Raw genomic sequence first — 24,984 nt, forward strand, 5'->3', positions numbered from 1 at the left:
CCAGTGGCCCGAGCACCTCGCGGACCAGGCCGCCCCTGTCGAGCCAGTCCGTGTAGAACGCGTCCGGGTCCTCCCGGCCGTACTCGAAACGGAGCACCGACCGGCCACCGGCCCGCGCGGGTCTGGGACGCGTTCCGCCTCAGTTGGTGGCCACCAGGTGGTCCCGGAGGCCGACGCCGTACGACGTGGGCGTGCCGTCGTACGAGCTGATCAGCGACGGGCCGCTGCTGCAGTCCCAGGTGTTCCACGTCCACCCCAGGTAGCCGACGGCGTGCGCGTCGGCCCAGTTCATCAGGGTGTCGACGAAGCCGTGCGAGCAGTCGTTCTCGCCGATCTCGCTGAGCGTCAGCGGCACCTGCGCCGCGACCGGCCCGAGCTGGCCGTCGTAGCAGGACGTGCTCGAGCAGGTGTTGAAGTTGTAGATGTGCGCGAACGCGGCAAGGTTGTTCTTCGGGTCGGTCGGCCGGTACTGCAGCCACTGCGTGAGGTCGTTGGAGTACGCCAGCCCGCCGACGAGGATCACGTTGCCGGCGCCGGTCGCCCGTACGGCGTTCACGAGGCTCTGGAAGCCGGCCACCTGGTAGGGAATGCCGGAGCAGGTCCCGCCGTCCCGCCAGCAGGTCCAGCCGGAGGTCTCACTGCCGGTCGCGCGCTCCGGGTACGGCTCGTTGAACAGGTCGAAGACCACCGCGCCGTCGCCCTTGAAGGCGTTCGCGAGACCCGTCCAGAACGACGGCGCGTACTGGGCGTCCGGCATCGGCTTCTGGCAGGTGGCATGGACGTCCGAGCAGCCGGACGAGGGACCGGTGTAGGTGCCGTAGTTCCAGTGCATCTCGAGGATCGGGGTCATGCCGTGCGCCTCGAGCCGCGACACGAAGGACTTCACCTCGGCCTGGTACGCCGTGCCACCGTACCGCGAGTCGATGTTGCTCAGGCCGAGCCAGCACTCCTCGTTCAGCGGGACCCGGACCGCCGTGATCTTCCACGCGGCCATGGCGTTGATCGACGCGTCGTCGACCGGGCCGTCCCAGATGCCCCGGCCCTGGACGCACATGAACTCGCCGCCGGAGCGGTTCGCCCCGCGAAGGCGTACGGTCGTGCCGCTCGTGGTGACGAGCTTGTTCCCCGAGACGTGCAGCGCGGGCGCGGGTCCGGTCGTCCCGCCACCGCCGCCACCGCCGCCGCCTCCACCGCCGCCTCCGCCGCCGGAGCCCGAGCCGGTGCACACGGTGCCGTTGATCGAGAAGGACGTCGGATCGGTGTTCGTGCCGGTGTAGGTGAAGTTGGCGCCGATCTGGGCGCTGGCGCCGCTCGCCAGCGTGCCGTTCCAGCCGGCGTTGGTGACGGTGATGTTCTTACCGCTCTGGGACCACGTGCCGCTCCAGCCCTGGGTCAGCTTCTGGTCGCCGGTGTAGGCGTAGGTCAGCGTCCATCCGTTCAGCGAATCGCCGAGGTTCTTCAGCGTGATGGTGGCGCTGAAGCCCGACCCCCAGTCGTTCTTCGCGTAACCGACGTCGCAGGCCACGGCGGCGTGCGCGGCGCCGGTGACGAGGCCGACCCCGCAGACGCTGAGCAGGAAGGCCACGAGAAACGGGATCACGCGTCGAGGTCGCATTGACGGCTCCATGGCAGGTTGCGGGAGAGGTGTGGGAGCGCTCCCAAGCTGCCCGAAGGTAACCCTGGGGACCGGAGCCGGGAAAGACCCTTTCATCGCCGTTCACACCGGAGACCTCGCAGGATCCGACCCTGGGCCGCTCGACCCCCGCGGGTACGCTGACAGGACACGCGGCGACACTCCGGGCCCGGCGCCCGCCGTCGCCCCGACTCGAGGAGCGCGACGGCGCGAACCCCGGCAGGGGCGCGCGACGGGAGTCGCGCGTCACGCAGCCGCCGGGACCACCGGACCGGGATCCGCGCGAATGGGCGCTGGCCGTTTCCGGCCATCGTTAATGTGATTAACAAATAATGTTAATGTGGTTAACGATCATCGCAGGAGATCCCTGCCGGATGCGATCCGACGATCTTCAGGAGGCGCCGTGACCAGGTTGAGGTCACATCCGATCATCCTGGCGGCATGCGCCGTGCTCGCCCTGGCCGCGCCCGCGTCGGCGGCCGCCCGCCCCTCCTCCCCCGCAGGCGGCGCGACGAACCGGGCCGGTGCGCTCGCCGTCGCGCCCACTCCACCGCCCGGCACCGCCTCGGTCACGACCTCGGCCACTCCCTCCTCCGCCGCCGACCTGAGCTCCGGCTGGAAGATCCAGTCCTCGGCCGTCGCGGGCGCGTCGGGCGCGACGATCTCCCGCCCCGACTACGCGACCACGGGCTGGCTGGCGATCAGCCGCCCGGAGACGCTGATGGCGGGGCTGCTGGAGAACGGGCGCTACCCGAACGTCTTCTACTCCGACAACCTGGCCAAGGTCCCCACCGACCAGTTCAACGCGAACTGGTGGTACCGCACGCAGCTCACCGTCCACCCGCGGCGTGACGGCCGCACCGTCCTGATCATGAACGGGGTGCTCGGCACCGCGGACCTGTGGGTCAACGGCACCAAGGTCGCCGACCGGTCACAGCTCCAGGGCGCGTACTCCCGGTTCGAGTACGACATCACGCCGTACGTCCGGGACGGCCAGAACGCCATCGCGCTCGACGTCGCCAAGAACGACCCGAAGACGTACCTGACCGACAGCCTGCTCGACTGGAACCCGCCGGCGCCGGACCGCAACACCGGTCTGCGCTTCGCGCCCCAGCTCGCCCAGGCCGGCCCGGTCGCGCTGCGCAACGTGCACGTCGTCCAGCACAACGCCGCGGACCTCGGCAGCTCGGACCTCACCGTCAGAGCCGACCTGCGCAACGACACGGACGCCGAGCAGAAGGCGCGGCTGGACGCCACGATCAGCCGCGGCGGAACGCGGATCGCCGTGTCCGCGAACGCGAGCGTCCCCGCCAAGTCGACCCGGACGGTGACGCTGACGCCGGCGGACCACCGGGCGCTGCACCTGGCGCACCCCGCCGTCTGGTGGCCGTACCAGCTCGGCGCGCAGCCGCTCTACCACCTGACCGTGAGCGCGAACGCCGGCGGCCGGGTCTCCGACCGCACCGACGAGGACTTCGGCATCCGTACCGTCACCTCGTACCTGACGCCGGTCAAGCCGGGCACCCACACCACGCACGGCGGGCGGCAGTTCGTGATCAACGGCGTCCCGCTGGTGATCCGCGGCGGCGGGTGGTCGCCGGACATGTTCATGCGCTACTCGCCGCAGAACATCCGCGACCAGCTCGCCTACGTCAAGAACCTGGGACTGAACACCCTGCGGTTCGAGGGGAACCTGCCGCCCGACGACATGTTCGCCCAGCTGGACCGCGTCGGCCTCCTGGCCATGCCCGGCTGGCAGTGCTGCGATCGGTGGGAGGACCCGTCCTCCAAGTGGCCGGACGCCCTCAAGGCGAACGCCGGCGTCCAGGCGACCCACGTGGCGCAGTGGCTGCGCGACCACCCGAGCGTCTTCACCTTCTACCAGGGCAGTGACGAGGCGCCCGACGCGGTCAAGGAGGCCATCTACCTGAAGGCGTTCGCGGCGGCCGACTGGCCGACGCCGCAGGTCGCCGCCGCGGAGTACAAGGCGTCGCCGCAGCTCGGCATGTCCGGTTCGAAGGAGGGCCCGTACAACTATGTCCCGCCGGGCTACTGGTGGGCGAACGGGCCGGAGACGGTCGATCGCGGCGACCCGACGTTCACCAACCAGGGGAGCGCCTGGGCGTACGGCAGCGAGACGAGCGCCGGCAACACGGTGCCGACCCAGGACTCCCTCAACCGGTTCCTGACACCGGAGGAGCAGAAGAAGATCTGGGATCTGAGCACGACGAACGGGCCGGGGACCGGGCCGGACCTGTTCCACGTGTACCCGAAGTTCAACAGCTACACGAAGACCGCCCGGATGGGGCAGTACAACACCCCGCTGTGGAACCGCTACGGCCACTGGTCCGACATGGCGTCCTACCAGCGGATCGCGCAGATGGGCGGGTACGAGGTCACCCGCGCGCAGTTCGAGGCGTACCTCGGCCATTCCAAGGATCCGGCCAATCCCAGCACCGGCGTCATCTACTGGATGCTGAACAAGGCCTGGCCGTCATTGCACTGGAATCTCTACAATTACGACCTCGACCAGCCCGGCGTGTACTTCGGCGCGCAGAAGGCCGGCGAGCCCGTCCACGTGATGTACGACTACGCCGACGGCTCGATCAGGGTCGCCAACCTGACGAACGCCCGGCAGTCCGGCCTGACCGCCACCGCGCGGTTCATCGATCTGAACGGCACGGTCAAGGCGACGGCCCGGCAGACGGTGCCCGCACTGGCGAGCCAGGACGTACGGACCGTGCTGACGCCGAAGGTGCCGGCGGGCATCTCCCGCACGTACTTCCTGGAGCTGACGCTGACGCGTCCGGGCGCGACGGTGAGCCGTAACGTCTACTGGCTCTCCACGAAGACGGACGAGGTCGACTGGCCCAAGTCGCTCGGCCAGGGCAGCGGCGCGGTCTTCAAGTCCGACGGTTACGCCGACCTCACGGGTCTGCAGAGCCTGCCCGCCGCGAACGTCAAGGTGTCCGCGTCGACGCACCGGAGCGGCGGGGAGGCGACCACCACGGTGACCATCCGCAACGTGGGTTCCAAGCCGGTGCCCGCGGTGTTCACCCGCGCCGACGTGCGCCGGGGCACCTCGGACGGCCGCGCGCTGGGCGGCGACGACCAGGTCCTGCCGATCGAGTGGAGCGACAACGCCGTCACGCTCTGGCCGGGACAGAGTCAGACGCTGACCGCGCGCTACCGCGTCGCGGACCTGCGGGGCGCGGCGCCGGTGGTCGGGATCACCGGCTGGAACCTCGCCGGTCTCACCGTCCCCGCACGCGGCTGACACCCTTCGCTCCTTATTTCACACGTCCGGAATCATGACCGGATCCGGACAATGGACACCGCCCGGCGGCGCGTGTTCGGCGGAAAAGGTGGCCTCGAAGGCCGTCCGCCCGGCCGAATCGCGCCCCGGGCGCTCCTTCGCGTCCCCTTCGGGAAATGGCCCGATGGCCGCCGATCCGCGCGATCGGCGGCACCGCGTAACCGTCTCGTCCCGCTCCGCTCATAATGACGGTGCGCATGACGACTTTTCACTTTTCGGCACTTTAAATGTCCGTACCGCCCTAAACTCCTCTCGCAATCCGGTCTCGATCACCATGCGATCGGCCCTCTGGAGAGGCAGGTCGATGCCGAGGACGCGCCACAGGCAAGGACGGCTCGACCCCCCACGGCGCCGGAGGCTGACGGCGTCGCTGGGCGACAGGATCTCCGCGCTGGGCGGAGTGGTCGTCATCGCGGTGGGTCTCGCACTGGCCGCCATCGTCGAGCAGGCCGTCATGCCGCCGGCCGCCCGGCACGCCGTCGCCGGCCGCCGCCCCGTGCACGTCAGGCACTCGCGCACGCCGCGTCCGGCCCCGTCCCGATCCTCGCCGTCGCGGGCTCCGGTGAGCCCGGCCGTCCAGCTCAGCCGGAAGGTCGAGACGGTCGTCCTCGCCGAGCGCAGCCGCGTGGCCCGGCGGGACTACGGAGTCGGGGCGCTGCCGACCCCCATCGTGCGGCTGACCAGGATGGACCGCGCCCGCACCTGGGCGTTCGGCACCGAGACGATCCCGCCGCCGAGCGGGATGACGGTCATGCCGGAGTCCTCGCTCTATGTCGCGCAGCGCACCCGTGCCGGCTGGCAGGTGGCCCTGGCCGGCACCCCGCAGTTCACCACGCTCCTGCGGAAGGCGCCCGCCGCGGTCGTTCCGGCCGGCGAACGACCGGTGCTCGAGCGGTTCAGCGCCGCGGCCGACCCGCCGCTGGACACCGGCCTGATGCTCCCCTGGGGAGTCGGCCAGTCCTGGACCCTCCTGGCCACGGACGACGGCGTGTCCGGCTTCGACGGCGGTGACGGGCGGGTCCTCGCCCCGGGCGACGGCCGGATCTACCGGCTCTGCTCCTCCGCGGCCGGCCACGGGCTCGTGCTCCTCATCCACCCGAACGGCCTGGCCACCGAGTACTACCAGATGTCCGACGTGACGAAGGTCCGCGACGGCGGCCTCGTGAAGCGCGGCGACTACCTCGGCCGAACCGGTACGGAACAGCCGTGCGGAGGCGGGGAGGCGCCGCAGCGGATGGTGCGGTTCGCGGTCACCGACGCGACCGGCACGATGCGGCTCGACCACTTCCAGCTGGGCGGCTGGACACTGCGCGAGACGGCGGCGGCGACGTTCGCCGAGCGCGCCGGCGTCCGCGTCGACGCCGGCAACCCGCTGCTGAACTTCGGGGCCACTCCCCCGTCTCCCGCCCCCGCGCCGTCCGGGAGCCCCTCCCCCGGCCGTACGCCCAAGTCGGGCCCGCCGAGCGTGCGCGTTCCCGACGTTCCTCTGCCCGGTGGGAGTCCCGGTGCCGTCGTCTGAGCGGGCCGCCGCCCCGCGGCACGCTCCCAGGGAGCCCGGGGCGCGGCGGAGGCGGGCGCGGCGCCGCCCCTCCCGAAGACCCGGGCGTACCCGGGCGACGTTCCTCACGCTGGTGCTCCTCGCGGTCGTCCTGGTCGTCGGCCGGACCTCGTGGGGAGCGGCGGAGATCGAGCGGCTGCGGCGGTTCCTGGAGTTCTACGTCGGCGTGTTCACCCTGCTGGCGGCGACCGCGGCGGTCGTCGCCGGGGTGGCCGCCGCGCAGCGCACCCTGCCGATCGGACTGCGCATCCTCGCCCAGGGCGCCCACCGCGCGACCGCGGTCATGGCCGTCGGTTTCCTGGTCACGCACATCGCCTTGAAGGTCATGGAGGCGCACGCGACCGTCTTCGACGCGTTCCTGCCCTTCACCGGCCACGGGCGGCGCGCCGTCCTGGTCGGCCTGGGCACCATCGCCGGCGACCTGCTGATCGTCATCGTCGCCACCGGCGTGCTGCGCGGCCGGTTCGTCACCGCCCCCCGGCCATGGCTGTGGCGCACGGTGCACGCGCTCGCGTACGTCATGTGGGCCGTGGCGATCGTCCACGGCCTGGCGGCCGGCCGCACCCCCAAGGCCTGGGTCACCTGGAGCTATCTGGTCTGCGTCGCCCTGGTGCTGGTCGCGGCGACGAGCCGGCTGCCGCGCCTGGCCCGTGACCGTCGCATGCTGCGCGCGCGCAAGGCCAGAGGCGACGGCCGGGTGACGGGGACCGGGCCGCGTCACGGCGCCGCCGACCCCCGCGACCGGGTGAGCGCGGAGGCCCGGGCCGCCGCGGAGACCGGCGACCTGCCCGACGAGCAGTTCTGGGCGGCGTTGCGCGCCGAGACCGCCCCATGGCTCGGTGACCGGAGATGACGGACTTCCGGTACGTGGGGCCGCCGCGCCTCGGCCGTGGACTGGACCGGCACCAGCGCATCGACCAGACGGCCCACCGCGCGGTGCACGGGGAGTTCCGGCGGCGCGGCCTGCGCGAACTGCTGGCACTGGCCGAAGAGGTCGACCTGCGCGGCCGCGGCGGCGCGGCCTTCCCCTTCGCCCGCAAGCTGAAGGCGGTCGTGTCGGCGGCCCGCCGTCAAGACGCCCAGACCGTCGTCCTGGTCAACGCGACCGAGGGCGAGCCGGCCAGCGCCAAGGACAAGCTGCTGATGTCCCGCGCCCCGCACCTCATCCTCGACGGGGCGATGCTCGCCGCCCTCGCGCTCGGCGCCCGCGAGGTGGTCATCGGCGTGACCGACGGCGGCCGGGCCGGCCGGTCCATCCGCAGCGCGGTCGTGGAGAGCAACCTCGGCGGGTTCGTCCGCGTCGTCCGCCTCCCGGAGCGGTTCGTCACCGGTGAGGGCGGCGCGCTGGTCAACGGCGTCAACGGCGCCCCGGCGCTGCCCCCGGGCCGCAAGGTGCGGGCCGCGGACCGCGGCGTGGACGGGCTGCCCACCCTGTTGTCGAACGCCGAGACGTTCGCCCAGCTGGCGCTGTTGTCCCAGCTCGGCGCGGACCTCTACCGGGCGATCGGAACGCCCGAGGAACCGGGCACCGTCCTCCTCACCGTCTGGGGTCCGAGCGGCCGGCCCGTCGTCGTCGAGGCCCCGGCCGGCACCCCCCTGTTCCAGGTGCTCGACCTGGGCCGCGCGGACGTCGGCCAGGGCGTCCTGATGGGCGGCTACCACGGCGCGTGGCTCACTCCCACCGCCGCGAACCGGGCCCGCGTCTCCCGCGCGGACATCGCCCGGGCGGGCGCCGCCCTCGGGGCCGGCATCATCCTGCCGCTCGCCGCGGACGTCTGCCCGCTGGGCGAGGTCGCCCGGGTCGCCGTCTACATGGGCATGGAGACCGCCGGGCAGTGCGGTCCCTGCCGCCTGGGGCTGCCGGCCCTCGCCCGGTCGCTGCGCGCGCTGGCGGAAGGCGACTCGCGCTCCGAGGCCCTCGCGGCCGTACGGCAGGGCATGCAGGTCGTCAAGGGACGCGGAGCCTGCCACCACCCGGACGGCACGTCCCGGTTCATCGCCTCGGCGCTCGAGGTCTTCGAGGAGGACGTCGCCACCCACCTGGCCGCGGGAGGCTGCGGCCGCCCGGTACGCGGGCTGCTGCCGATCGACGGCGAGGAGGCGGCCGCGGAGGAGTCCGAGGACACCGGGCTGCGGCTGACCGTGGACTGGACCCGCTGCGCCGGGCACGGCCTGTGCGGGCACCTCGTCCCCGACCTCGTGAGCCTCGACGAACACGGCTTCCCGGTCGTCGAGAGCACGTCGGTGCCACGGCGACTGCTCCGTCAGGCCCATCAGGCGATCGAGATGTGCCCCGCCCTCGCCCTGCGCTTCAGAGACCCCTGATCACGCCTCCGGAGGTCCCGTCTCCCCGCCGGTCGCGTCCAGGTGGTCCGCGAGGATCCGGCTGATCGTGCCGAGCGACTGGACCTGTTCGGCGTCGAGCGCGTCGAACAGCGCCCGGCGGACGGCCTCGACGTGCCCCGGTGCCGCGGCGGCCAGCGCGGCGAACCCCTCGTCGGTGAGCACGGCGAGCTGACCGCGCCGGTCGGTGGGGCAGTCCTCCCGGCGCACCCAGCCGCGCTCCTCGAGCCGGGTGATCGCGTGGGACAGCCGGCTCGCGGAGACACGGGTGCCCTCGGCGAGCACGGACATCCGCAGCGTACGACCGGGCGTCTCCGAGAGGCGCACCAGGATCTCGTAGTAGGCGTGCGGGATGCCCGAGTCGCGGCGCAGCTGCGCGTCGATCTCGTCGAGCAGCAGGCGGTGCGCCGTCAGGTACGCACGCCAGGTGCGCTGCTCATCGGGGCTCAGCCATCGGGTCTCGCTCACCCGGACGAGTCTAGTCCTGTTGTTGAGCTTTCAAATAGCTGGTAGGTTCCTTGAACGTTCAAGTACTCGCTTTTACGGAGGAGCCCCGACTCATGTCCCGTCGCATTCCCTCACCCGTGGTCGACGTGGCCCTGCTCGTCGCCCGTGTCGCGATCGGCGTCGTCTTCGTCGCGCACGGCTGGCAGAAGCTGCACACCAACGGCCTGACCGCGACCGGGCACGCGTTCAAGATGATGGGCGTCCCCGCGCCGACGCTGTCGGCCTACTACGCCACCTTCGTCGAGCTCGGCGCGGGACTGCTGCTGATCCTCGGGCTCCTGACGCCCATTGCCGGCGTGCTGCTCTTCCTCGACATGGTCGGCGCGTTCCTGACGGTGCACGTCGACAAGGGCCTGTTCGTGGACAAGGGCGGCTACGAGCTCGTCCTCACCCTCGCCGCCGTCACCCTGGCCTTCGCGGCGGTGGGCGCCGGCCGCCTCAGCGTCGACGGGCTGTTCCGCCGGCGCACCCCCACGACCGCGTCCTGAGCGAGCGCGCCTGAGCGACCGCGCCCGGCCTGGCGGGGCCGCCTACCGCTCCGGCGCGGCGGGCGGCCCGTCCTCGCTCAGGTCGTGCAGGCCGATCCCGTGCCGCCGCAGCAGCCGTTCCAGCTCGGCCAGGTGGTAGCAGTAGCCGTCGCCGACGAGATAGCCCCGCCGGCTGACGCGATAGCAGGGACGGTCGTCGAGGACGATCGCCTCGATGACCCAGCCGCCCGCCGCGCTCCAGCGTCCCGCCACGCCGCAAAGGCTATGTGACCTGCGACGATGCCCGGACTGCGAGGAGCGCGGCGACCCCAGGTGGCCGGCGTTACGCCGGCAGGACGTCGCGCGCGGCGATCGCGGCGCCGCGGGCCCCGGCCATGTCGAGGTCGGGGACCAGGGCGAATCGCGCGGCGCGGGCCTGCTCGTCCCGGAGCACCGTGTGCTCGCGGACCTTGCCCAGGAACCACTCGCGGAACTTCGGTCCGGTCTCGACGACGCCCCCGCCGACGAAGTACGCGCTCGGGTCGGTGAAGTTCGCAGCGATCGTGAAGAGGCGGCCGAGCGCGATCGCCTGCTGCTCGAAGATCTTCAGGGCGAGCGGGTCCTCCTTCTCGGCGTACCCCCGCACGAGCTTGGCCGCCTTGCCCGGTGTCTCGTCCGCCAGCGGATGCCCCTCGAACCGCGTGAGCCAGTACGGCAGCAGGTTGTTGGCGATGCCGGTGAGCGAGGCCACGCTCTCGGCGTCGGCGGAGAAGCCGCAGTTGCAGGCGGGCATCGGCTGGGCGTCCTCCAGCAGCCCGTGCATCGGGATGTGGACGTGCCCGAGCTCGCCGGCCATCCCGGCGGCGCCCTTGACGACCTTCCCGGCCTCGACCACGCCGCCGCCCAGGCCCGTGCCGACGATCGCGGAGACCGACGAGTGCCGGAACGCGTCGGCCCCGAAGTGAGCGTGGTGGGCGTACAGCGCCGCGGCGTTCCCGTCGTTGTTGTAGACGACCGGCAGCCGCAGGCGCTCCTCGAGAGCGGTGCGGATGTCGAAGCCCCACCACTCGGGCTGGGGGAAGTTGGTGGCGCCCTTGCTCGAGATCACGCCGGTCGCGCTCGCCGGGCCCGGGGTGTCCAGACCGACGGCGCGTACCCGCGCCGGGTCGACACCGGTCACCTCGAGGACCCCCGCCAGGGACGCGGCCAGGGCCTCCACCGCCACCTCGGGCCCTTCCAGTACCCGGCTGGGGGTTTCCACGAGACGATCGACGAGGAAGTTCCCTCCGGCGTCCAGCACCGTCGCGTTGTTGCTGGTCCCGCCGTTGTCCAACCCGACGACCACCCACGTCTCCGGCATTCCACATCCCCTTTCGGCCCCATGATGGTAAGGCTCGTGACGACACGCACGGGAGGGGCCTGATCCGGCCGCGGTCGTCCCGCACTCGCTCACCCCGATCGGCCGGTCGCTCCCCTGTCCCAGCGGTGGCTCGCGCACGCGGTCCGGCGGCGGTGACTCACCCGGTTCAGCGCTCGGGGACCGCGTCGGCGGGCGGCTTGACCGCGACGCCGCCGTACCCCCAGATGTTCCGGACGGCGCGTTCCAGTATCTCCGCGGGCTCCCCGTCGGGGTTCCAGGTGGCGGCCAGGCCGGGCTCGACCAGGTCCAGGCCGTCGAAGAACCGCAGGATCTCGTCGTAGGTCCGCATGTTCATCGTCGACGAGGCGTTGGCCCAGCCGGCGGAGGCGGCCAGGCCGGTCTCCGGGTCCGGGTCCAGTGACGCGTGCGTCAGGATGAGCATGCTGCCGGGCGCGAGCCCGGCCCAGAGCCGCTTCACCAGGCCGTACGGGTCCTCGTCGTCGCGGACGAAGTGCAGCACCGACACCAGCATCAGCGCGACCGGCCGGTCGAAGTCGATGACGTCCCGTATCTCGGGAGTCGCGAGGATCTTCTCCGGCTCGCGCAGGTCGGCCAGGACGATGGTGACGCGGTCCCGGTGCTCGCCGGACAGCAGGGCCCGCGCGTGGGTCAGCACGATCGGGTCATGGTCGACGTAGGCGATGCGGGCGTCGGGCGCCAGCTCGTGGGCGACCTCGTGCACGTTGCCGGCGGTCGGGATCCCGGTGCCGATGTCGAGGAACTGGGTGACGCCCCGGCGCACGGCGTACCGGACCGCGCGGCGCAGGAACAGCCGGCTCAGCCGGATGCTCTGCGGCATGTCCGGCATCGCCTCGAGCACCTTCTTCACGGCCGCCCGGTCGACCGCGAAGTTGTCCTTGCCGCCCAGCAGGTAGTCGTACATGCGAGCCGTGTGCGGCACCGAGGTGTCGAGGCCGGGGCCCCGGCGGGCGTGCGCGTCGGCGTCGGCGGGTGACGAGTCCCCGGGTCCTGCGGATTCGGACGCCATGGCACCTCCAGCTTCAAACCACCACCGATCCGGCGCGGTGATCAAGGATACGACGACGCGCGCCGCACGATCACGCCGCGACGTGGCGTTCCCGAGCGGGTCCGCTCACTTGCGCATGACCTCCGGCTCTTGGCGGCGGAGCATCCGGGCGACCAGGAAGGACAGCACGATCACCTGCAGGAGCATGACGCCCATGTCCAGGCTCCAGGTGCCGAGGTCCTGCTTCCACAGCGGGTCCGGCGGGTTGTCCCGGTGGGGGATCAGCTGACCGGCGTCGAGCGTGCCGGCCATCGCGGCGAGCGCCCATCGGGCGGGCACCAGCCACGAGATCTGCTCCAGCACCGGCTTGCCGTCCAGGTGGACGAGGGCACCGCAGAACACCACCTGGACCAGCGTCGACATCACCAGGAGCGGCATCGTCATCTCGCTGGTCTTGACCAGCGCGGAGATCAGCAGGCCCATCGTCATCGCGGTGAAGGACAGCAGCGCGATCGCGAGCACCAGCTCGATGAGCGGAGTCGTGAGCACGCCCTTGTCGTGCGTCGTGACGCCGAGCATGGCCACCAGGGTCAGCACGATCCCCTGCCCGATGGTGATCAGGCCGAGCACCAGCAGCTTCGAGGCGAGATACGCGGATCTGGACAGCCCGACCGCGCGTTCTCGCTGATAGATCGGTCTTTCCTTGACGAGTTCGCGCACCGCGTTGGCGGCGCCGGTGAGACATCCGCCGATGCACAGGATGAGCAGGAGGTTGGCCGCCTGACCGTTCGTGCCCGGGCGTGCGAGCAGATCGCCGGTCGGCACCACACGGGCCAGCAGGCCCATGATGATCGGGAGCAGCACGGTGATGCCGAGGAACATCGGGTCCGCGACGATGCCCCGCACATACCGGCGGATCAGCGTGCTGAGCTGCTCCGGCCAGCTCTGCGGCTTGGGCGTCTGCTGGTACTCCGCGACCGGCCCGGTCTGCGGGGCGGCCGGCTGGACCAGCTCCGCCTGGACGTACCGCTGGTGCTCGGCGGACCGCAGGTAGCGGCCGCCCCAGTCGATGGACGGGTCGTCGAACGCCTGGAAGACGTCCGCCCAGTCGTCGAAGCCCAGGAACGGCAGCGCCTCCTTCGGCGGGCCGAAGTAGGCGATCCGGCCACCCGGCGCCATGACGAGCAGGCGGTCGCAGATGTCGAGGTTCGCGACGCTGTGGGTGACCACCGCGACCGTACGGCCGTCGTCGGCCAGGCCGCGCAGCATCTGCATCACCGACTTGTCCAGGCCCGGGTCCAGACCGGAGGTCGGTTCGTCGAGGAAGAGCAGCGACGGCTTGGTCAGCAGCTCCAGGGCGACGCTGACGCGCTTGCGCTGGCCGCCGGACAGCGCGGAGACCTTGTTGTCCCTGCGGTGGTCCAGCGAGAGTTCCTTGAGCACCTCGTCGACGCGCGCCTTGCGCTCGCTCTGCCGGGTGTCGTCGGGGAACCGCAGCTCCGCGGCGTACAGGAGCGCCCGGCGCACCGTCAGCTGGGTGTGCAGGATGTCGTCCTGGGGCACGAGCCCGATCCGGGAGCGCAGCTCGGCGTAGTCGCGGTACAGGTCGCGCCCGTCGTAGGACACCACGCCCTGGTCGGCGGGGCGCAGACCGGTGAGGGCGCGCAGCAGCGTCGACTTGCCCGAGCCGCTTGGCCCGATGACCGCGACGAGGCACTTCTCCCCGAGCGGAAACGTGACGTGGTCGAGCAGCACCTTGCCCTTGTCGACGGTGACGGTGAGGTCGTGCGCGCTGAGCCGCACCGCGCCGGCGTCGACGTACTCCATGAGGACGTCGTCGACGAGGTGGAACGTCGAGGGTCCGATGCCGATGATGTCCTGCGGGCCGATCGGCGCGCGCTGCACCAGCCGCCCGTTGACGTAGGTGCCGCTCCGGCTGCCCAGGTCGACGATCTCGTACGTTCCGCCGGTGGAGCGCAGCTCGGCGTGCTGACGTGACACCCGCAGGTCCGCGATGACCATGTCGTTCTCGGGGCCGCGGCCGATGCGCACCACCCGCGAGCCGTCGAGCCGGCGGATCTGCGTGGGCTCGCGGTACTGGCCGCTCATCGTCTGCACGATCGGCGACCGCGGCCGTGGACCGTGCGCCGGCCGGCCGGGGGCGCCACCGGGACCGGGCGCAGCCTGCTGGTACGGGGCCGTGCCGCCGCCGTGTCCGGGGGGCGCCTGGGGAGCGGTGCCGCCGTACGGGGCGGGACGGCCCGCGGTGGACGGATCCGCCGCCGGACGCTGACCGGGGTAGGTCTCGGGGGTGGGCGGGTATCCCTGCGGCGCGGTCCCGCCCGGGGTGGCGCCGGAGGCGGGCGGATACCCCTGCGGCGCGGTCCTACCCGGCGTGGCACCGGAGGCCGGCGGGTATCCGTACGGCGCGGTGCCGCCCGCCGGGGTGCCCCCGGAGGTCTGCGGATAGCCGTGCGGCGCGGTCCCGCCCTGCGGCGGCGCCTCGGGCGCGGGCGGCTGGCCGTAGGGCGCGGTCCCGCCCGTGGCGGCCTGCGGAGGCGGGGGGTACTGGCCGGGGACTCCCGGCTGCGACGGGCCGGCGGGCGACGCCGCCTGCCAGGAGCCGTCCTGCTGGTACGGTGTGGCCGGGCGGGGGGACGGCTCGGACGCGGGCGGCCGGCCGGGGGACGTGTAGCCGCCGCTCTGCCCGGCGGGCGACGCGCCGGGAGAGCCCGGCTGTACGGGTCCCGGCCCGGACGGCGAGGCCTGCGCGGCCCGGAAGACGAGCGGGACGCCCTCCTCCGGGTGGCCGAGGCGGACCTGGGCGCCCGGAGCGACGACGGTCCGCTGGACCCGCCGGCCGTTCTGGAAGGTGCCGTTCGCGCTGCCGTTGTCCTCCAGCACCCACTGGCCGGCTTCGAATCGAAGGATCGCGTGCGTTCGGGAGACCCCGTCGACGGCGACGACGATGTCCGATCCCGGATCCCGGCCCACGCGGTAGGCGCGTCGTGGATCCAGAGCCACCGAAGTGCCGTTGCCATCCACGAAAAGCTGAGTCACGAAACCGCCTTCCCGTCAACGCCCCGTAGCCCGGCGGAGCGGCTTGCCAGACCCGCGCACCCCACTGGCCGAGGCTAAACACTAGGGCTTCGCCGACATAAGCTGCAATCTTTCGGAAAAGTGGTCGGCATCCCCCAGGATTGCCATGTTGTGAGGGACATCCGATGTCCTGGCGGCGCGCCGGATTTGCCCCCGGGCCGCCTATCCTCGATCATTGACCGAATGTCCCCCGAGCCTCAGGCGTCTCATCAGGCGCATCCGGAGAGTGCCCCCGGGCGATGACCACCACGCTGCAGCCGGCCCCCAGGGCCGATATTCCACGTACCCGCCGGGCGACCCATCGGCGATGGCTGTTCCATCCGATCGTGCTCGCGACGGCCGCCGCGGCGATCCTGCACCTGCTGTGGGCCAGGTTCGCCGCGACCGACGGCGGCGACCTCGCCGCGCAGTACGCCTGGACGCACTTCGCGCTGCGACATCCCGGCTCCGCCTACGACTTCGCGTGGTACGGCGGCATGCACCCGGCGTCCTACAGCGTCATCTCGGCGTACCTCATGGCGCTGATCGGCGTGCGCACGGCCGCGGTGATCGCCGGCACACTATCAGCCGCCCTGGTCGCGCTGCTGCTCGTTCGCTCCGGCGTCTCCCGCCCGCTGGCGCCGGCCCTCTGGGCCGCGTTCTCGCTGTCCTGCAACGCCGTGTCCGGCCGCGTGACGTTCGCGCTGGGCGTCCTCTTCGGGCTGGCCGCCGTCACCGTGGTGTTCGTGCCGCGCGGGCCGCGGGCGCTCCGCGCCGTCGCCGTCGTCGCCCTCGGCGTGCTGGCGACGCTCGCCAGCCCGGTCGCGGGACTGTTCCTGGAGGTCGTCGCCGCCGCGCTGTTCGTCACCCGGCGCCGTCCGGCCGCCTACGCGGTGGCCGTCGGCCCGCCGGTGGTCGTGGGGGGCTCCGCGCTGTTCTTCCCCTTCTCGGGCGTCCAGCCGTTCCCCTGGTACCTCGTGGTGGCCCCCGTCGTCGCCTCGGTGGCGGTGGTCGCGTTCGCGCCGCGCGGCTGGCGCGCCGTACGCATGGGAGCGGTGGTCTACGCGATCGGGACCGTCCTCACCTGGGCGATCCCCTCCCAGGTGGGCAGCAACGTCGATCGGATGGCGCTGCTGTTCGGCGGCACCGTGCTGCTGGCCGCGGCACTGCACCGGCGCGCGGCCGTCCTGTACATCGCCTTCGCGGCCACGGTCGTCTCCCAGGTGGCGCGGCCGGTCTTCGACCTCGTCAACACGGCCGCGACCGGCGGGCACACGGCGAGCCTGGTGGCCGAGCTGCGCCGGGTGCGCGCCGACCAGAGCCGGGTCGAGGTGGTGCCGGAGCGCACCCACCTGGAGGCGTCCGCGCTCGCCACGGAGGTGAACCTGGCACGCGGCTGGAACCGCCAGGCCGACGTGCAGCGCAACGCCGTGTTCTACGACGGGACCCTCAACCCGGACACCTACCACGCCTGGCTGCGCCGCTGGGCCGTGGGCTACGTCGTCCTGCCCTCCGCCCAGCCCGACTGGCAGGCCATCGACGAGGCGCACATCGTCCGGGCGGGCCAGCCCTGGCTGCGGCCGGTGTGGCACAACCGGCACTGGCGGCTGTACCGCGTCACGGACGCCGTCCCGCTCGCCGACCCGCCGGCGACGGTGAACCAGGCGCTCGACAACGAGCTGGACGTCACGGTCCCGGCCGGAGGGTCGGTGCTGATCCGGGTCCCCTGGTCCCCGTGGATGAAGGTCCTCGACGGCCGGCCGGGCTGCCTGGCCAAGGACGGCGACTGGACCCGCCTGTACGCCCCCGAACCCGGCCGCTACCGCATCGGCGCGCCGTACCGCCTCCCCCGCGGCTCCTCCTGCCCGAGCTGAGCGACGCCCCCGGCGGCACGACCCGCAGGCCGCCGGATCGTCGCTGCCGGTGTCGCCCGCGCGACGAGGACGAGCGGGATGACGGTCGGCCCACCGCGGCGGCGCAGCGACCGCCGAGTCGTCCGAGTCGAGTCGTCAAGGCGGCGTCACGGCGCGCCACGGTCGCGTCACACGCCGAGGCACCCGCTCAGCCGACGGAGCCCGGAGTGAGTCCGCGGACGCGTCGCACGCCGAGGAGCCGAGGGAACCCGGAGTGAGTCCGCGGACGCCTCACACGCCGAGGAGCTCACTCAGCCGACGGAGCGCGGAGTGAGCCGGCGGGCGCCTCACACGCCGAGGCGGCCGTTCAGCCAGCGGAGCGCGGGGGTGAGCTCGCGGTTCCACACGCTGAAGTGGTGCCCGCCCGTGGGCAGGGTGATCGAGGCGACGCGCATCGGGGAACGGGCGAGCGCGATGAACCGCATCGTGGCCTGGTAGTCCTTCTCCCCCACCTTGCTGGTGGTGACCAGGACGTCGACCGGCGGGGCGGGCCGGTGCCGGAGCCGCCAGTCCAGGTCGTTCTCGTTCCGGTAGGCCGGGCTCCCGCCGTACAGGTCGCCGGTGGTGATGTCGCGCAGCGCCTTGTAGTAGCCCGACAGGGAGATCGCGGCGGCGAACCGGTCGGAGTGGCGCATCGCGAGCTTCAGCGCGCAGTATCCGCCGGTCGAGTCCCCCATCGCGCTCCACCCGGTCGGCGCGGGCACGGTGCGGTACGCCGTCTCGACCGCGGCGGGCAGGTCCCGCGCGAAGAACGTCTCGGCGAGCGGGCCGTTCGGGACGTCGGTGCACTCGGTGTCGCGCGGGGGAGTGAGCATGGGCCGCATCATGACGAAGATCATCGGCTTGAGGCGGCGGGCGGCGATCTCCTGGGCGGCGGTCTGCGGCAGGCGCAGGCGGGTGACGAGGTTCTGGGCGTTCCCCGGGTAGCCGGTGAGCGCCAGCGTCACGGGGAAGCGGCGGGTCCGGTCCTGGAAGTACTGCGGCGGCAGGTAGACGTAGGCCAGGGCGGTGATCCCCGATCGCGCGCCGTGGATCGTCACGGCCTCCAGCCGGCCGTCCTTGGCGGGCAGCTGGTGGCCGTCGACGAAGGCGTCGTGCGTCGGAACGAGCAGCGGATCCGGTCCGGTGGAGGCGCTCGCGGCCCGGGCATGCGGGCCGACCGGATCGCCGGTGCCGCCGCCCCCGGCTCCGGACATGCCGAGCAGGTCGCCCCAGGATCCGTAGAAGGCGAAGTACGCGTTGGCGACGGTGAGCAGGGCGGCCAGGAGCAGGACCTGGGAGACCAGCAGCAGGCCGACCCGCGCCGGGACCCGGCGCGCGGCGCGCGGCGCGACCCATATGACACCGGCCAGCGCGGCCAGGGCGAGGACGCAGACGAACAGGATGAAGGGGGTGCCGGTGAGGCCCATCGACGTCAGCTCTCCGGACTCAGCCGGCCGCTGAGCCATCGCAGTACGGCAGGAAGGTCCCGCTGCCAGGTCGGGAGCGTGCCGCCGCCGGTGACGGTGAGGGAGTCGGCACTCGTCGGCGGGCGGATCAGGGCGGTGAGCCGCCGGGCCGGCTCGATGGCCCCGCCGGCGGTGATGACGAGCAGGTGCGCCGGGGGCGGCGGGCGGTGGCCCAGCGTCCAGAGCAGATCGTTCTCGTTCCGGATGGCCGCGCTACGCCCGTAGAGGTCGCCGGGCGGCGCGCCGTACGACGACGCCGCGCAGGCCGCCGCGGTGAACCGGTCGCCGGCCCGCAGGGCGAGCCGGGCCGCGCAGTAGCCGCCGGCCGCGTCACCGATCACCCCCCAGCCGGGGCCGTCCCGCGCGACCCGGTACGAGGCCGTCACCGCCATCGGCACGTCCTCGGCGAAGAACGTGCCGGCCTGCGGGCCGCCGGGCGCGTCGACGCAGCCGCCGACCGGGCTCATGAGGACGTACACGGTCGGCTGCACCGCGCCGCCCGCGATCTGGCCGGCCGCGACCGACGGCAAGCGCAGCCGGGTGAGCGTGCCCGGCACGTCCGCCGTGAGGACCAGGACGACGGGCAGGCGCCGACTCCGGTAGGCGTGATGGGAGTACTGCGGCGGCACGTACACGTAACCCGTGGCCGTGATGCCGGAGCGGAGGCCGTGGAAGACGACCGCGTCCAGGCGTCCCTCGCCGGCGGGCAGACCACGCGACAGCGTGTCGGACCGGGGCCGCAGGGACGGCTGCGCCGCCGCGGCGGGCGGCGCCGTCGCATCCGTTCCGCCGACGACCCGTACCCGGCTCTTGTCCGTGCCGAGCAGGTCGGCCCAGGAGCCGAAGAAGCCGAACGAGGAGTTGACCGCCACGAGCACCGCGAACACCACCACGGACTGGGTGCCCACGACGAGGCCCGCCCGCGCCGACGCCTGGCGCACGCCGCGGCCCGCGACCAGGGGCAGCAGGACGACGCAGGTCACGAACGCGGCGAACCCCAGGACGCCGAGCAGAATGACGAACGGGCCGTCGGTCAAACCCATCAGGAGACCTTCCCCGGCCCGGCGATCGGCCGCAGCCGGGTCCGGCGGGCACGCGCGACGAGACGCCGTACCGGCCCCTCGAACAAGACGAAACCGATCAACGTCACCGTCGCCCCGACGACGGCGCCGCCCGCGATGTCCTTCAGCGGAACGCCACCGACGGCGAAGGTCACAGCCATGATCGCCGCGACGCCGCCCGCCAGCAGGCCCAGCCGGCGGCTCACGAGGAGCAGCCCGACGGCGGTGGCCGCCGCGACCGCCACGTGGTCGCTCGGGGCGGGCAGCTCCGCCGTACGCGCCGCCATGCCGTGCGGCAGGGGCAGCGGTACGGTCGTCAGGTGCTCGATCGGCTGGTTGACCAGGGCGGCGGCGACGGCGCCGACGGGCGCCCAGATCGCCGCGGCCATGACCGGGGCGCGCCGGTGCCGGGCCGTCCACCACCCGGCCACGAGCAGCACGGCGTACAGGCCCGGCCCAAAGGTCACCCAGCCCACCAGGGCCAGATGCGACCAGTGGCCGCCGGGCGAATAAGCGCTCATTACGTGTTCTCGCTCCCGTAGGAGCATTGATCCCCTCGACATCGCTGCCGTAAGCGTAGGAACACGTTGGTCAGCACTCGTTCAACGCATGGTTAGCGTGATCCTCACCTTTCCCGCCGCCGCCCGGCCGCGCGAGAAGCATGATCACCCACAGCAGTCACGTTGTACCATTCAGGCAGTGAGTGCCCACGGCGGCCGGTGGTCGGCCATGGCCCCGTCCGCCAGTGGATCTGGAGGAACCATCACGTCAGCCGTCCCTCATCCCCTGTTTCACCGATGCTTCATTCGACAGGGGAGGTTGAGGCCATGAGCCCGCGAATCCTGACCCGCCGACGCGAGACCGAGCCGCTCGTCGAACGGTTCGACGGGTCGGTCGTGGGGCGGCTCCCGGTGCGGACCTGGGTCGCCGCCGGACTGCTCGCCGCCGCGCTGTGCGGGGTGGTCGTCGGCACCCGGCTGACCGACCTCGGCTTCCGCGACATCGACGTGCACGGTTGGGCCGGGGCGCTGTCCGCCCGCGCCGGCCGGATCCGGTGGGAGTTCGTGCCGCTGGTCGCCGCCCTGGCGACGCTGCACTACCTCGCGTCGGGGCTCGGCGTGCGCGCCGCGGCCGACGGTGTGTCCGGCCGGCGGCTCCGCCTGTGGGAGGTGACGGCGTCGCAGTTCGCCGGGGCCGCGGCCAACCGCCTGGCGCCCAGCGGGCTCGGCTCCGCCGCGGTCACCTGCCGGTACCTCACCCGGCGCGGCCTGCCGATGTACGAGGCGACGGCGGCGATGGCCGCGGCCGGCCTCATGCGGGGCGTGACGAAGCTCGGCCTCGTCGTGCTGGCCGTCGGCGTGTGCAACGGCCTGGACGACCCGTCGATGCCGGACATCCGCATCGGCCGGATCATGAGCCGCCACTCCGGGATCATCGTCCCCGTCCTCCTCTCCGCCGCGGGCGTGGCCGTCCTGCTCGCCCTCGTCGTGTTCTACTGGCCGGGCGGCCGGGGACGCGCCTGGGCCCGTGCCACGGTCACGGGTGTCGGCAGGTCGCTGCGGCACCTCGTCCACCGGCCGCGCTGCCTGCTGTGGACGGTCGCCGCGTCGACCGGCGCGCACATCGCGCTGGCGCTGGCATTCGCGGTCAGCCTGCTCGCCGTGCCCGGTACGCACAGCGGCGCCTTCGGCGCGCTGCTGGCCGTCTATCTGCTCGGCGCCACGGCCGGTGCCGCGATCCCGACCCCCGCCGGGGTGGGGTCGACCGAGGCCGCGCTGATCACCGCGCTGGCGGCCGCGCACGTCCCGACCGGCCAGGCGGCCGAGGGGGTCCTGCTGTTCCGGGCCATGACGTTCTGGGCGCCCGTCCCGGTGGGCGTGCTCAGCACCCGGCTCCTGCGCCGCACGCACGCCCTGTAGCCCGCCCCGCGAGGCCGCCCCGCCGGTCGCCTCGGCCCTGGTCGGCCCGACCCTGGACGGCTCGTCTCAGGTCTGCTCGGCGCTGGACGGCTCGGCGCCGGTCGGCTCGGCTCAGGTGAGGCCGTTCCGGGCGGCGAAGACCGCGAGCCGCACGCGGTTCGGGCATCCCGTCTTCGTCATCAGACCCGCCACGTGCGTCTTCACCGTCGTGACGCCGATGTGCAGGCGTTCGGCGATCTCCCCGTTGGACAGGCCCTCCGCCAGGAGGGCCAGGACCGCGCGCTCCCGTGCCGTGATGGCCGGTTCGGGTGCCGCCGGGTCGTCCCGCCGGGCGCCGACCGCCTGGGCGACCAGCCGCCGCAGCACCGGCGTGCTGAACGGGCTGTCCCCGTCGGCCGCCCGCCGGATGGCGTCCACGAGCGTCTCCGGTGCGACGTCCTTGGCGAGGAAACCGCAGGCCCCGGCGGCGAGCGCGGGGTAGAGATGGTCGTCGTCGTCGAAGGTCGTGAGGATGACGACGCGCGTCGCGGGCCGTTCGGCGAGGATCCGCGTCGTCGCGGCGATGCCGTCCACGCCCGGCATGCGCAGATCCATGATGACGACGTCCGGTGCCAGCCGCGCCGCGAGCCGTACGGCCTCGGCGCCGCCCGTGGCCTCGCCGGTCACCTCGATGTCGTCGGTCGACTCGCACAGCATCCGCAGACCCGCCCGCACGAGATGCTGGTCGTCCACGATGAGCACCCGGATCACGCCGTCATCCGATCAGGACCCGATTCGGGCAGCAGAGCCGACAGGCGCCATCCGCCGGGAGCGGGCCCGACCTCGAGGCTGCCGCCGACCAGGTCCACGCGTTCGCGCATGCCGAGCAGGCCGTGCCCGGCGCCGGCCGCCGGTGGGCCGCCGGCCGGTGGAAGGACGCCGGCCATGTCATTGCTGATCTCCAGGCTGACGGCGCCGTCCCCGGTCATCGCCGCGGCGAGGCGTACGGACGCCTGCCGGCCGGCGTGCTTCACGACATTGGTGAGGCCCTCCTGGACGAGGCGCAGCAGGGTCAGGCCGCGTACGGCGTCGAGTCCGGCGAGTTCGGGGGCGACCGAGGAGTCCACGGTGAGCCCCGACTGCCGGGCCCGGTCGACGAGACCGTCCAGGGCGACGGGCAGGTCCGTCGGCTCGGTGAGCAGGCGGCCCGGGTCGTCCGGGTCACGCAGCGCGGTGAGCAGACGGCGCAGGTCGGCGAGGGCGCTGGACGCGCTGGCGTGCACGTCGTCGAGGACCTCGGTCACTCTCGGGTCGGTGCGCGGGATGACGTGGCGGGCCACGCCGACCCGGAGCGCCATCGAGGCCATGTGGTGGGCGACCATGTCGTGCAGTTCGCGGGCGATCGCGGTGCGCTCGCTCATGCGGGCGGCCCGCTCGGCCTCCGCGGCGCGTTCCTGCGCGCTGCGCGCGACCTGTTCGAGCGAACGGACGTACGCGGCGAGCAGCACCGGGCCGCCCACGACGGCGGCCACCTTGTACAGCAGGGCCGGAACGTCGCCCGGCAGGCCGATGGCGGCGTAGACCACGGTGAGCGCCGCCGCGGCGAGCAGGGCGGGCACACCCCACCGGCGGAGCGCCACCTCGAACAGCGCCACGCTCGCCATGATCTTGATGCCGATCGGCGGCACGTGACCGAACGCCTCGGCCAGGGCGAGGAGCGCCGGCTGGCCGAGGGCCACGGTCAGCGGCAGCCGCCCGCCCGCCGCGCCCAGCGCGAGCGAGCAGAGCGCGAACCCCCAGTCCGCCGGGGCCTGCGGAGCGCCGGTCCGGTGCAGGAGGAGACAGCCGAACGCGCAGGCGAGCAGGACCGCCCGGATCGGGGCGAACCCGCCGCCGAGCAGAACGGCCCACGCCGGGGCGAACCTGGTCCCGAGCGGGATCGCGCGCGCCGGGGCTGTCCCGTTCCCGCGCAGGCGACCGAGCCGGAGTCTCTCCACACCGCAGAGGTTATGGCCTGACGGCATCGGCGCCGTCCTCCTCCGGGAGGAGGGGCGGCTCCTACGACCGGCCGCCGGGTCGGGCCGCCCGGCGGAGGCGGCACCCGTACGGCGCCGCCGAGGGTGGGGGCATGACGACACACCTCGCCCACCGGGACGGCGCGCTCGCGGCGTTCGTCTTCCTCGGCGGCGCCATCGCCGTCGGGGTATGGACCGTGCTGCTCGGCTTCTACGCCTCCGCCGCCGCCCGTCCCCTCTGGATCGGTTTCGACCTGCTGCTCGTCGCCGGCATGGCGCTGACCGGATGGCTGGCCCGCCGCCGGGACGGACGGGCCGCCCTGACCGCCGCCGGGCTGACCGCCCTGATGCTCGCCGACGTGTGGTTCGACGTGATGACGGCGCGGCCCGGTTACCGGCCCACGTCGATCGTGATGGCGCTCACGCTGGAGCTGCCGTTCGCCGCCGCCTGCGCCGCCTTCGCGCTGCGGGTCCGGGCGCAGGGGTGGAGGTGACCGTAGGGACGCGGGGCTCGGGTCCGGCTCAGTGGGGTGCGGTCCGGCGCAGCCAGAGCAGGCCGAGCACCGGCAGCACGAGCGGCACGAAGCCGTACCCGCTGCCGTAGCCGGACCACACCGTCGGGTCGGGGAAGGCGGCGCGGTCGGTGAGGCTGTACGTGCCGACCGCCAGCACGCCGATGAACTCGACCGTGCAGGAGACGACGGCGACGCGATGCGAGGTACGGCCGGAGCGGGCCAGCATCACGGTGGCGAGCACGTACACGACCGCGGCGAACGCCGACAGCAGGTAGGCCACCGGCGCCTGGTGGAACTTGGTGGCGATCTGCACGCCGGCCCGCGACGAGGCGGCGAGGGCGAACACTCCGTACACGGCGACCAGCACCCGCCCCGGTCCGGATCGCCGCGCGGTCGGCTCAGCCATGCCACACCTGCTGCATGCGGACGATGAGGACCGCGATCACGAGGAAACCGGCGGCCAGGACGACCGGGCCCCAGCGGGTGCGCTCGGCCAGTCCCCAGAACGCGGCGATGGGCAGGATCACCAGCGACCCGGCGAGGTAGCCGATGAACATCGGCATCCCGCCGACCGGCCGGGCGCCGCCCGCCAGCCGGACGATCGCCCAGACGACCTGGACGAGCAGACCGGCCTCGCCCAGCGCGGCGGCGCCCAGCAGGACCACGCCGACCCGGCGGTTCAGGGCGGCCGTCACGAGCGCCAGACCGGCGAGCACGAGCACGCCGATGATCAGTGACACCGCCAGGGCCTGGACCACGCGTCAGCCTTCCTCAGGGATTCGCCGTTCGGTTCGCCTTCGGACGAAGACCGTACTACGGGATGTAGTACACGCCGTCGGCGACCC

21 protein-coding genes are annotated in these 24,984 nt (G+C 73.0%); 8 read left to right on the forward strand and 13 right to left on the reverse strand.

What is annotated here, in order from left to right; translation table 11 throughout:
• Nucleotides 1-139: 139 nt before the first annotated feature.
• On the reverse strand, nt 140-1,615 hold the full coding sequence (locus AB0L00_RS38700; RefSeq protein WP_364442500.1) for a cellulose binding domain-containing protein: 1,476 nt from the start codon (nt 1,613-1,615) through the stop codon (nt 140-142).
• A gap of 421 nt (nt 1,616-2,036) precedes the next feature.
• On the opposite strand from AB0L00_RS38700, the gene AB0L00_RS38705 reads away from it, so the two are divergent.
• From AB0L00_RS38705 to AB0L00_RS38720, 4 genes are all read left to right on the forward strand, one after another.
• Nucleotides 2,037-4,910, forward strand: a complete 2,874-nt coding sequence (locus tag AB0L00_RS38705; RefSeq protein WP_364442502.1) for a sugar-binding domain-containing protein — start codon at nt 2,037-2,039, stop codon at nt 4,908-4,910.
• A gap of 343 nt (nt 4,911-5,253) precedes the next feature.
• On the forward strand, nt 5,254-6,468 hold the full coding sequence (locus tag AB0L00_RS38710; protein WP_364442503.1) for a M23 family metallopeptidase: 1,215 nt from the start codon (nt 5,254-5,256) through the stop codon (nt 6,466-6,468).
• 112 nt (nt 6,469-6,580) lie between these two features.
• On the forward strand, nt 6,581-7,360 hold the full coding sequence (locus tag AB0L00_RS38715) for a hypothetical protein (RefSeq protein ID WP_364442504.1): 780 nt from the start codon (nt 6,581-6,583) through the stop codon (nt 7,358-7,360).
• The gene (locus tag AB0L00_RS38720; RefSeq protein ID WP_364442505.1) at nt 7,357-8,832 is read left to right on the forward strand and encodes an NADH-ubiquinone oxidoreductase-F iron-sulfur binding region domain-containing protein; all 1,476 of its coding nucleotides are present in this window, start codon (nt 7,357-7,359) and stop codon (nt 8,830-8,832) included. The genes AB0L00_RS38715 and AB0L00_RS38720 overlap by 4 nt, the downstream gene beginning before the upstream one ends.
• On the opposite strand, the gene AB0L00_RS38725 is transcribed toward AB0L00_RS38720, so the two are convergent.
• On the reverse strand, nt 8,833-9,318 hold the full coding sequence (locus AB0L00_RS38725; RefSeq protein ID WP_364442506.1) for a MarR family transcriptional regulator: 486 nt from the start codon (nt 9,316-9,318) through the stop codon (nt 8,833-8,835).
• Between the two features lie 92 nt (nt 9,319-9,410).
• On the opposite strand from AB0L00_RS38725, the gene AB0L00_RS38730 reads away from it, so the two are divergent.
• A complete protein-coding gene (locus AB0L00_RS38730) occupies nt 9,411-9,845 on the forward strand; it encodes a DoxX family protein (protein ID WP_345364474.1) in 435 nt (144 codons plus the stop codon).
• A gap of 42 nt (nt 9,846-9,887) precedes the next feature.
• Here the strand turns inward: AB0L00_RS38730 and AB0L00_RS38735 are convergent, their stop codons facing one another.
• From AB0L00_RS38735 to AB0L00_RS38750, 4 genes are all read right to left on the reverse strand, one after another.
• Entirely contained in the window at nt 9,888-10,097 is a 210-nt protein-coding gene (locus tag AB0L00_RS38735) for a hypothetical protein (RefSeq protein WP_345364476.1), read from the reverse strand.
• A 70-nt stretch (nt 10,098-10,167) separates the two neighbouring features.
• Complete coding sequence (locus tag AB0L00_RS38740; RefSeq protein ID WP_364442508.1) at nt 10,168-11,184, reverse strand: ROK family protein; 1,017 nt, start codon at nt 11,182-11,184, stop codon at nt 10,168-10,170.
• 166 nt (nt 11,185-11,350) lie between these two features.
• The gene (locus AB0L00_RS38745; protein WP_364442510.1) at nt 11,351-12,232 is read right to left on the reverse strand and encodes an SAM-dependent methyltransferase; all 882 of its coding nucleotides are present in this window, start codon (nt 12,230-12,232) and stop codon (nt 11,351-11,353) included.
• 105 nt (nt 12,233-12,337) lie between these two features.
• Nucleotides 12,338-15,271 carry an FHA domain-containing protein gene (locus AB0L00_RS38750; protein ID WP_364442512.1) on the reverse strand — a complete coding sequence of 978 codons (2,934 nt, stop codon included), beginning with the start codon at nt 15,269-15,271 and terminating at the stop codon, nt 12,338-12,340.
• A gap of 278 nt (nt 15,272-15,549) precedes the next feature.
• Here AB0L00_RS38750 and AB0L00_RS38755 point away from each other — a divergent pair, with 278 nt between their 5' ends.
• The gene (locus AB0L00_RS38755; RefSeq protein ID WP_364442513.1) at nt 15,550-17,163 is read left to right on the forward strand and encodes an MFS transporter; all 1,614 of its coding nucleotides are present in this window, start codon (nt 15,550-15,552) and stop codon (nt 17,161-17,163) included.
• 326 nt (nt 17,164-17,489) lie between these two features.
• Here the strand turns inward: AB0L00_RS38755 and AB0L00_RS38760 are convergent, their stop codons facing one another.
• Genes AB0L00_RS38760 through AB0L00_RS38770 form a run of 3 tightly spaced genes read right to left on the reverse strand, consistent with a single transcriptional unit; the run spans nt 17,490 to nt 20,232 of the window.
• A complete protein-coding gene (locus tag AB0L00_RS38760) occupies nt 17,490-18,650 on the reverse strand; it encodes an alpha/beta hydrolase-fold protein (RefSeq protein WP_364442514.1) in 1,161 nt (386 codons plus the stop codon).
• Nucleotides 18,617-19,693 (reverse strand): alpha/beta hydrolase-fold protein, encoded by a 1,077-nt coding sequence (locus AB0L00_RS38765; protein WP_364442515.1) that lies wholly within the window; start codon nt 19,691-19,693, stop codon nt 18,617-18,619. The genes AB0L00_RS38760 and AB0L00_RS38765 overlap by 34 nt, the downstream gene beginning before the upstream one ends.
• Nucleotides 19,693-20,232 (reverse strand): hypothetical protein, encoded by a 540-nt coding sequence (locus AB0L00_RS38770; RefSeq protein ID WP_364442516.1) that lies wholly within the window; start codon nt 20,230-20,232, stop codon nt 19,693-19,695. Before AB0L00_RS38770 ends, AB0L00_RS38765 begins: the two co-directional genes overlap by 1 nt.
• A gap of 306 nt (nt 20,233-20,538) precedes the next feature.
• Between AB0L00_RS38770 and AB0L00_RS38775 the strand changes: the two genes are divergently transcribed.
• Nucleotides 20,539-21,630 (forward strand): lysylphosphatidylglycerol synthase transmembrane domain-containing protein, encoded by a 1,092-nt coding sequence (locus AB0L00_RS38775; protein ID WP_364442517.1) that lies wholly within the window; start codon nt 20,539-20,541, stop codon nt 21,628-21,630.
• 111 nt (nt 21,631-21,741) lie between these two features.
• On the opposite strand, the gene AB0L00_RS38780 is transcribed toward AB0L00_RS38775, so the two are convergent.
• Nucleotides 21,742-22,380 (reverse strand): response regulator transcription factor, encoded by a 639-nt coding sequence (locus AB0L00_RS38780; protein ID WP_364442518.1) that lies wholly within the window; start codon nt 22,378-22,380, stop codon nt 21,742-21,744.
• Nucleotides 22,377-23,606, reverse strand: coding sequence for a histidine kinase (locus tag AB0L00_RS38785; protein WP_364442519.1), 1,230 nt, complete (start codon nt 23,604-23,606; stop codon nt 22,377-22,379). The genes AB0L00_RS38780 and AB0L00_RS38785 overlap by 4 nt, the downstream gene beginning before the upstream one ends.
• A 131-nt stretch (nt 23,607-23,737) precedes the next feature.
• Here AB0L00_RS38785 and AB0L00_RS38790 point away from each other — a divergent pair, with 131 nt between their 5' ends.
• Nucleotides 23,738-24,118: a hypothetical protein gene (locus AB0L00_RS38790; RefSeq protein ID WP_345364498.1), complete on the forward strand. Its 381-nt coding sequence runs from the start codon at nt 23,738-23,740 to the stop codon at nt 24,116-24,118.
• Nucleotides 24,119-24,146: 28 nt separating this feature from the next.
• On the opposite strand, the gene AB0L00_RS38795 is transcribed toward AB0L00_RS38790, so the two are convergent.
• Complete coding sequence (locus tag AB0L00_RS38795) at nt 24,147-24,545, reverse strand: hypothetical protein (protein ID WP_364442520.1); 399 nt, start codon at nt 24,543-24,545, stop codon at nt 24,147-24,149.
• The gene (locus AB0L00_RS38800) at nt 24,538-24,897 is read right to left on the reverse strand and encodes a hypothetical protein (RefSeq protein ID WP_345364504.1); all 360 of its coding nucleotides are present in this window, start codon (nt 24,895-24,897) and stop codon (nt 24,538-24,540) included. Before AB0L00_RS38800 ends, AB0L00_RS38795 begins: the two co-directional genes overlap by 8 nt.
• Between the last annotated feature and the right edge of the window lie 87 nt (nt 24,898-24,984).

It is taken from the genome of Actinoallomurus sp. NPDC052308, from assembly GCF_040679195.1.
Classification (GTDB): Bacteria; Actinomycetota; Actinomycetes; order Streptosporangiales; family Streptosporangiaceae; genus Actinoallomurus; species Actinoallomurus liliacearum.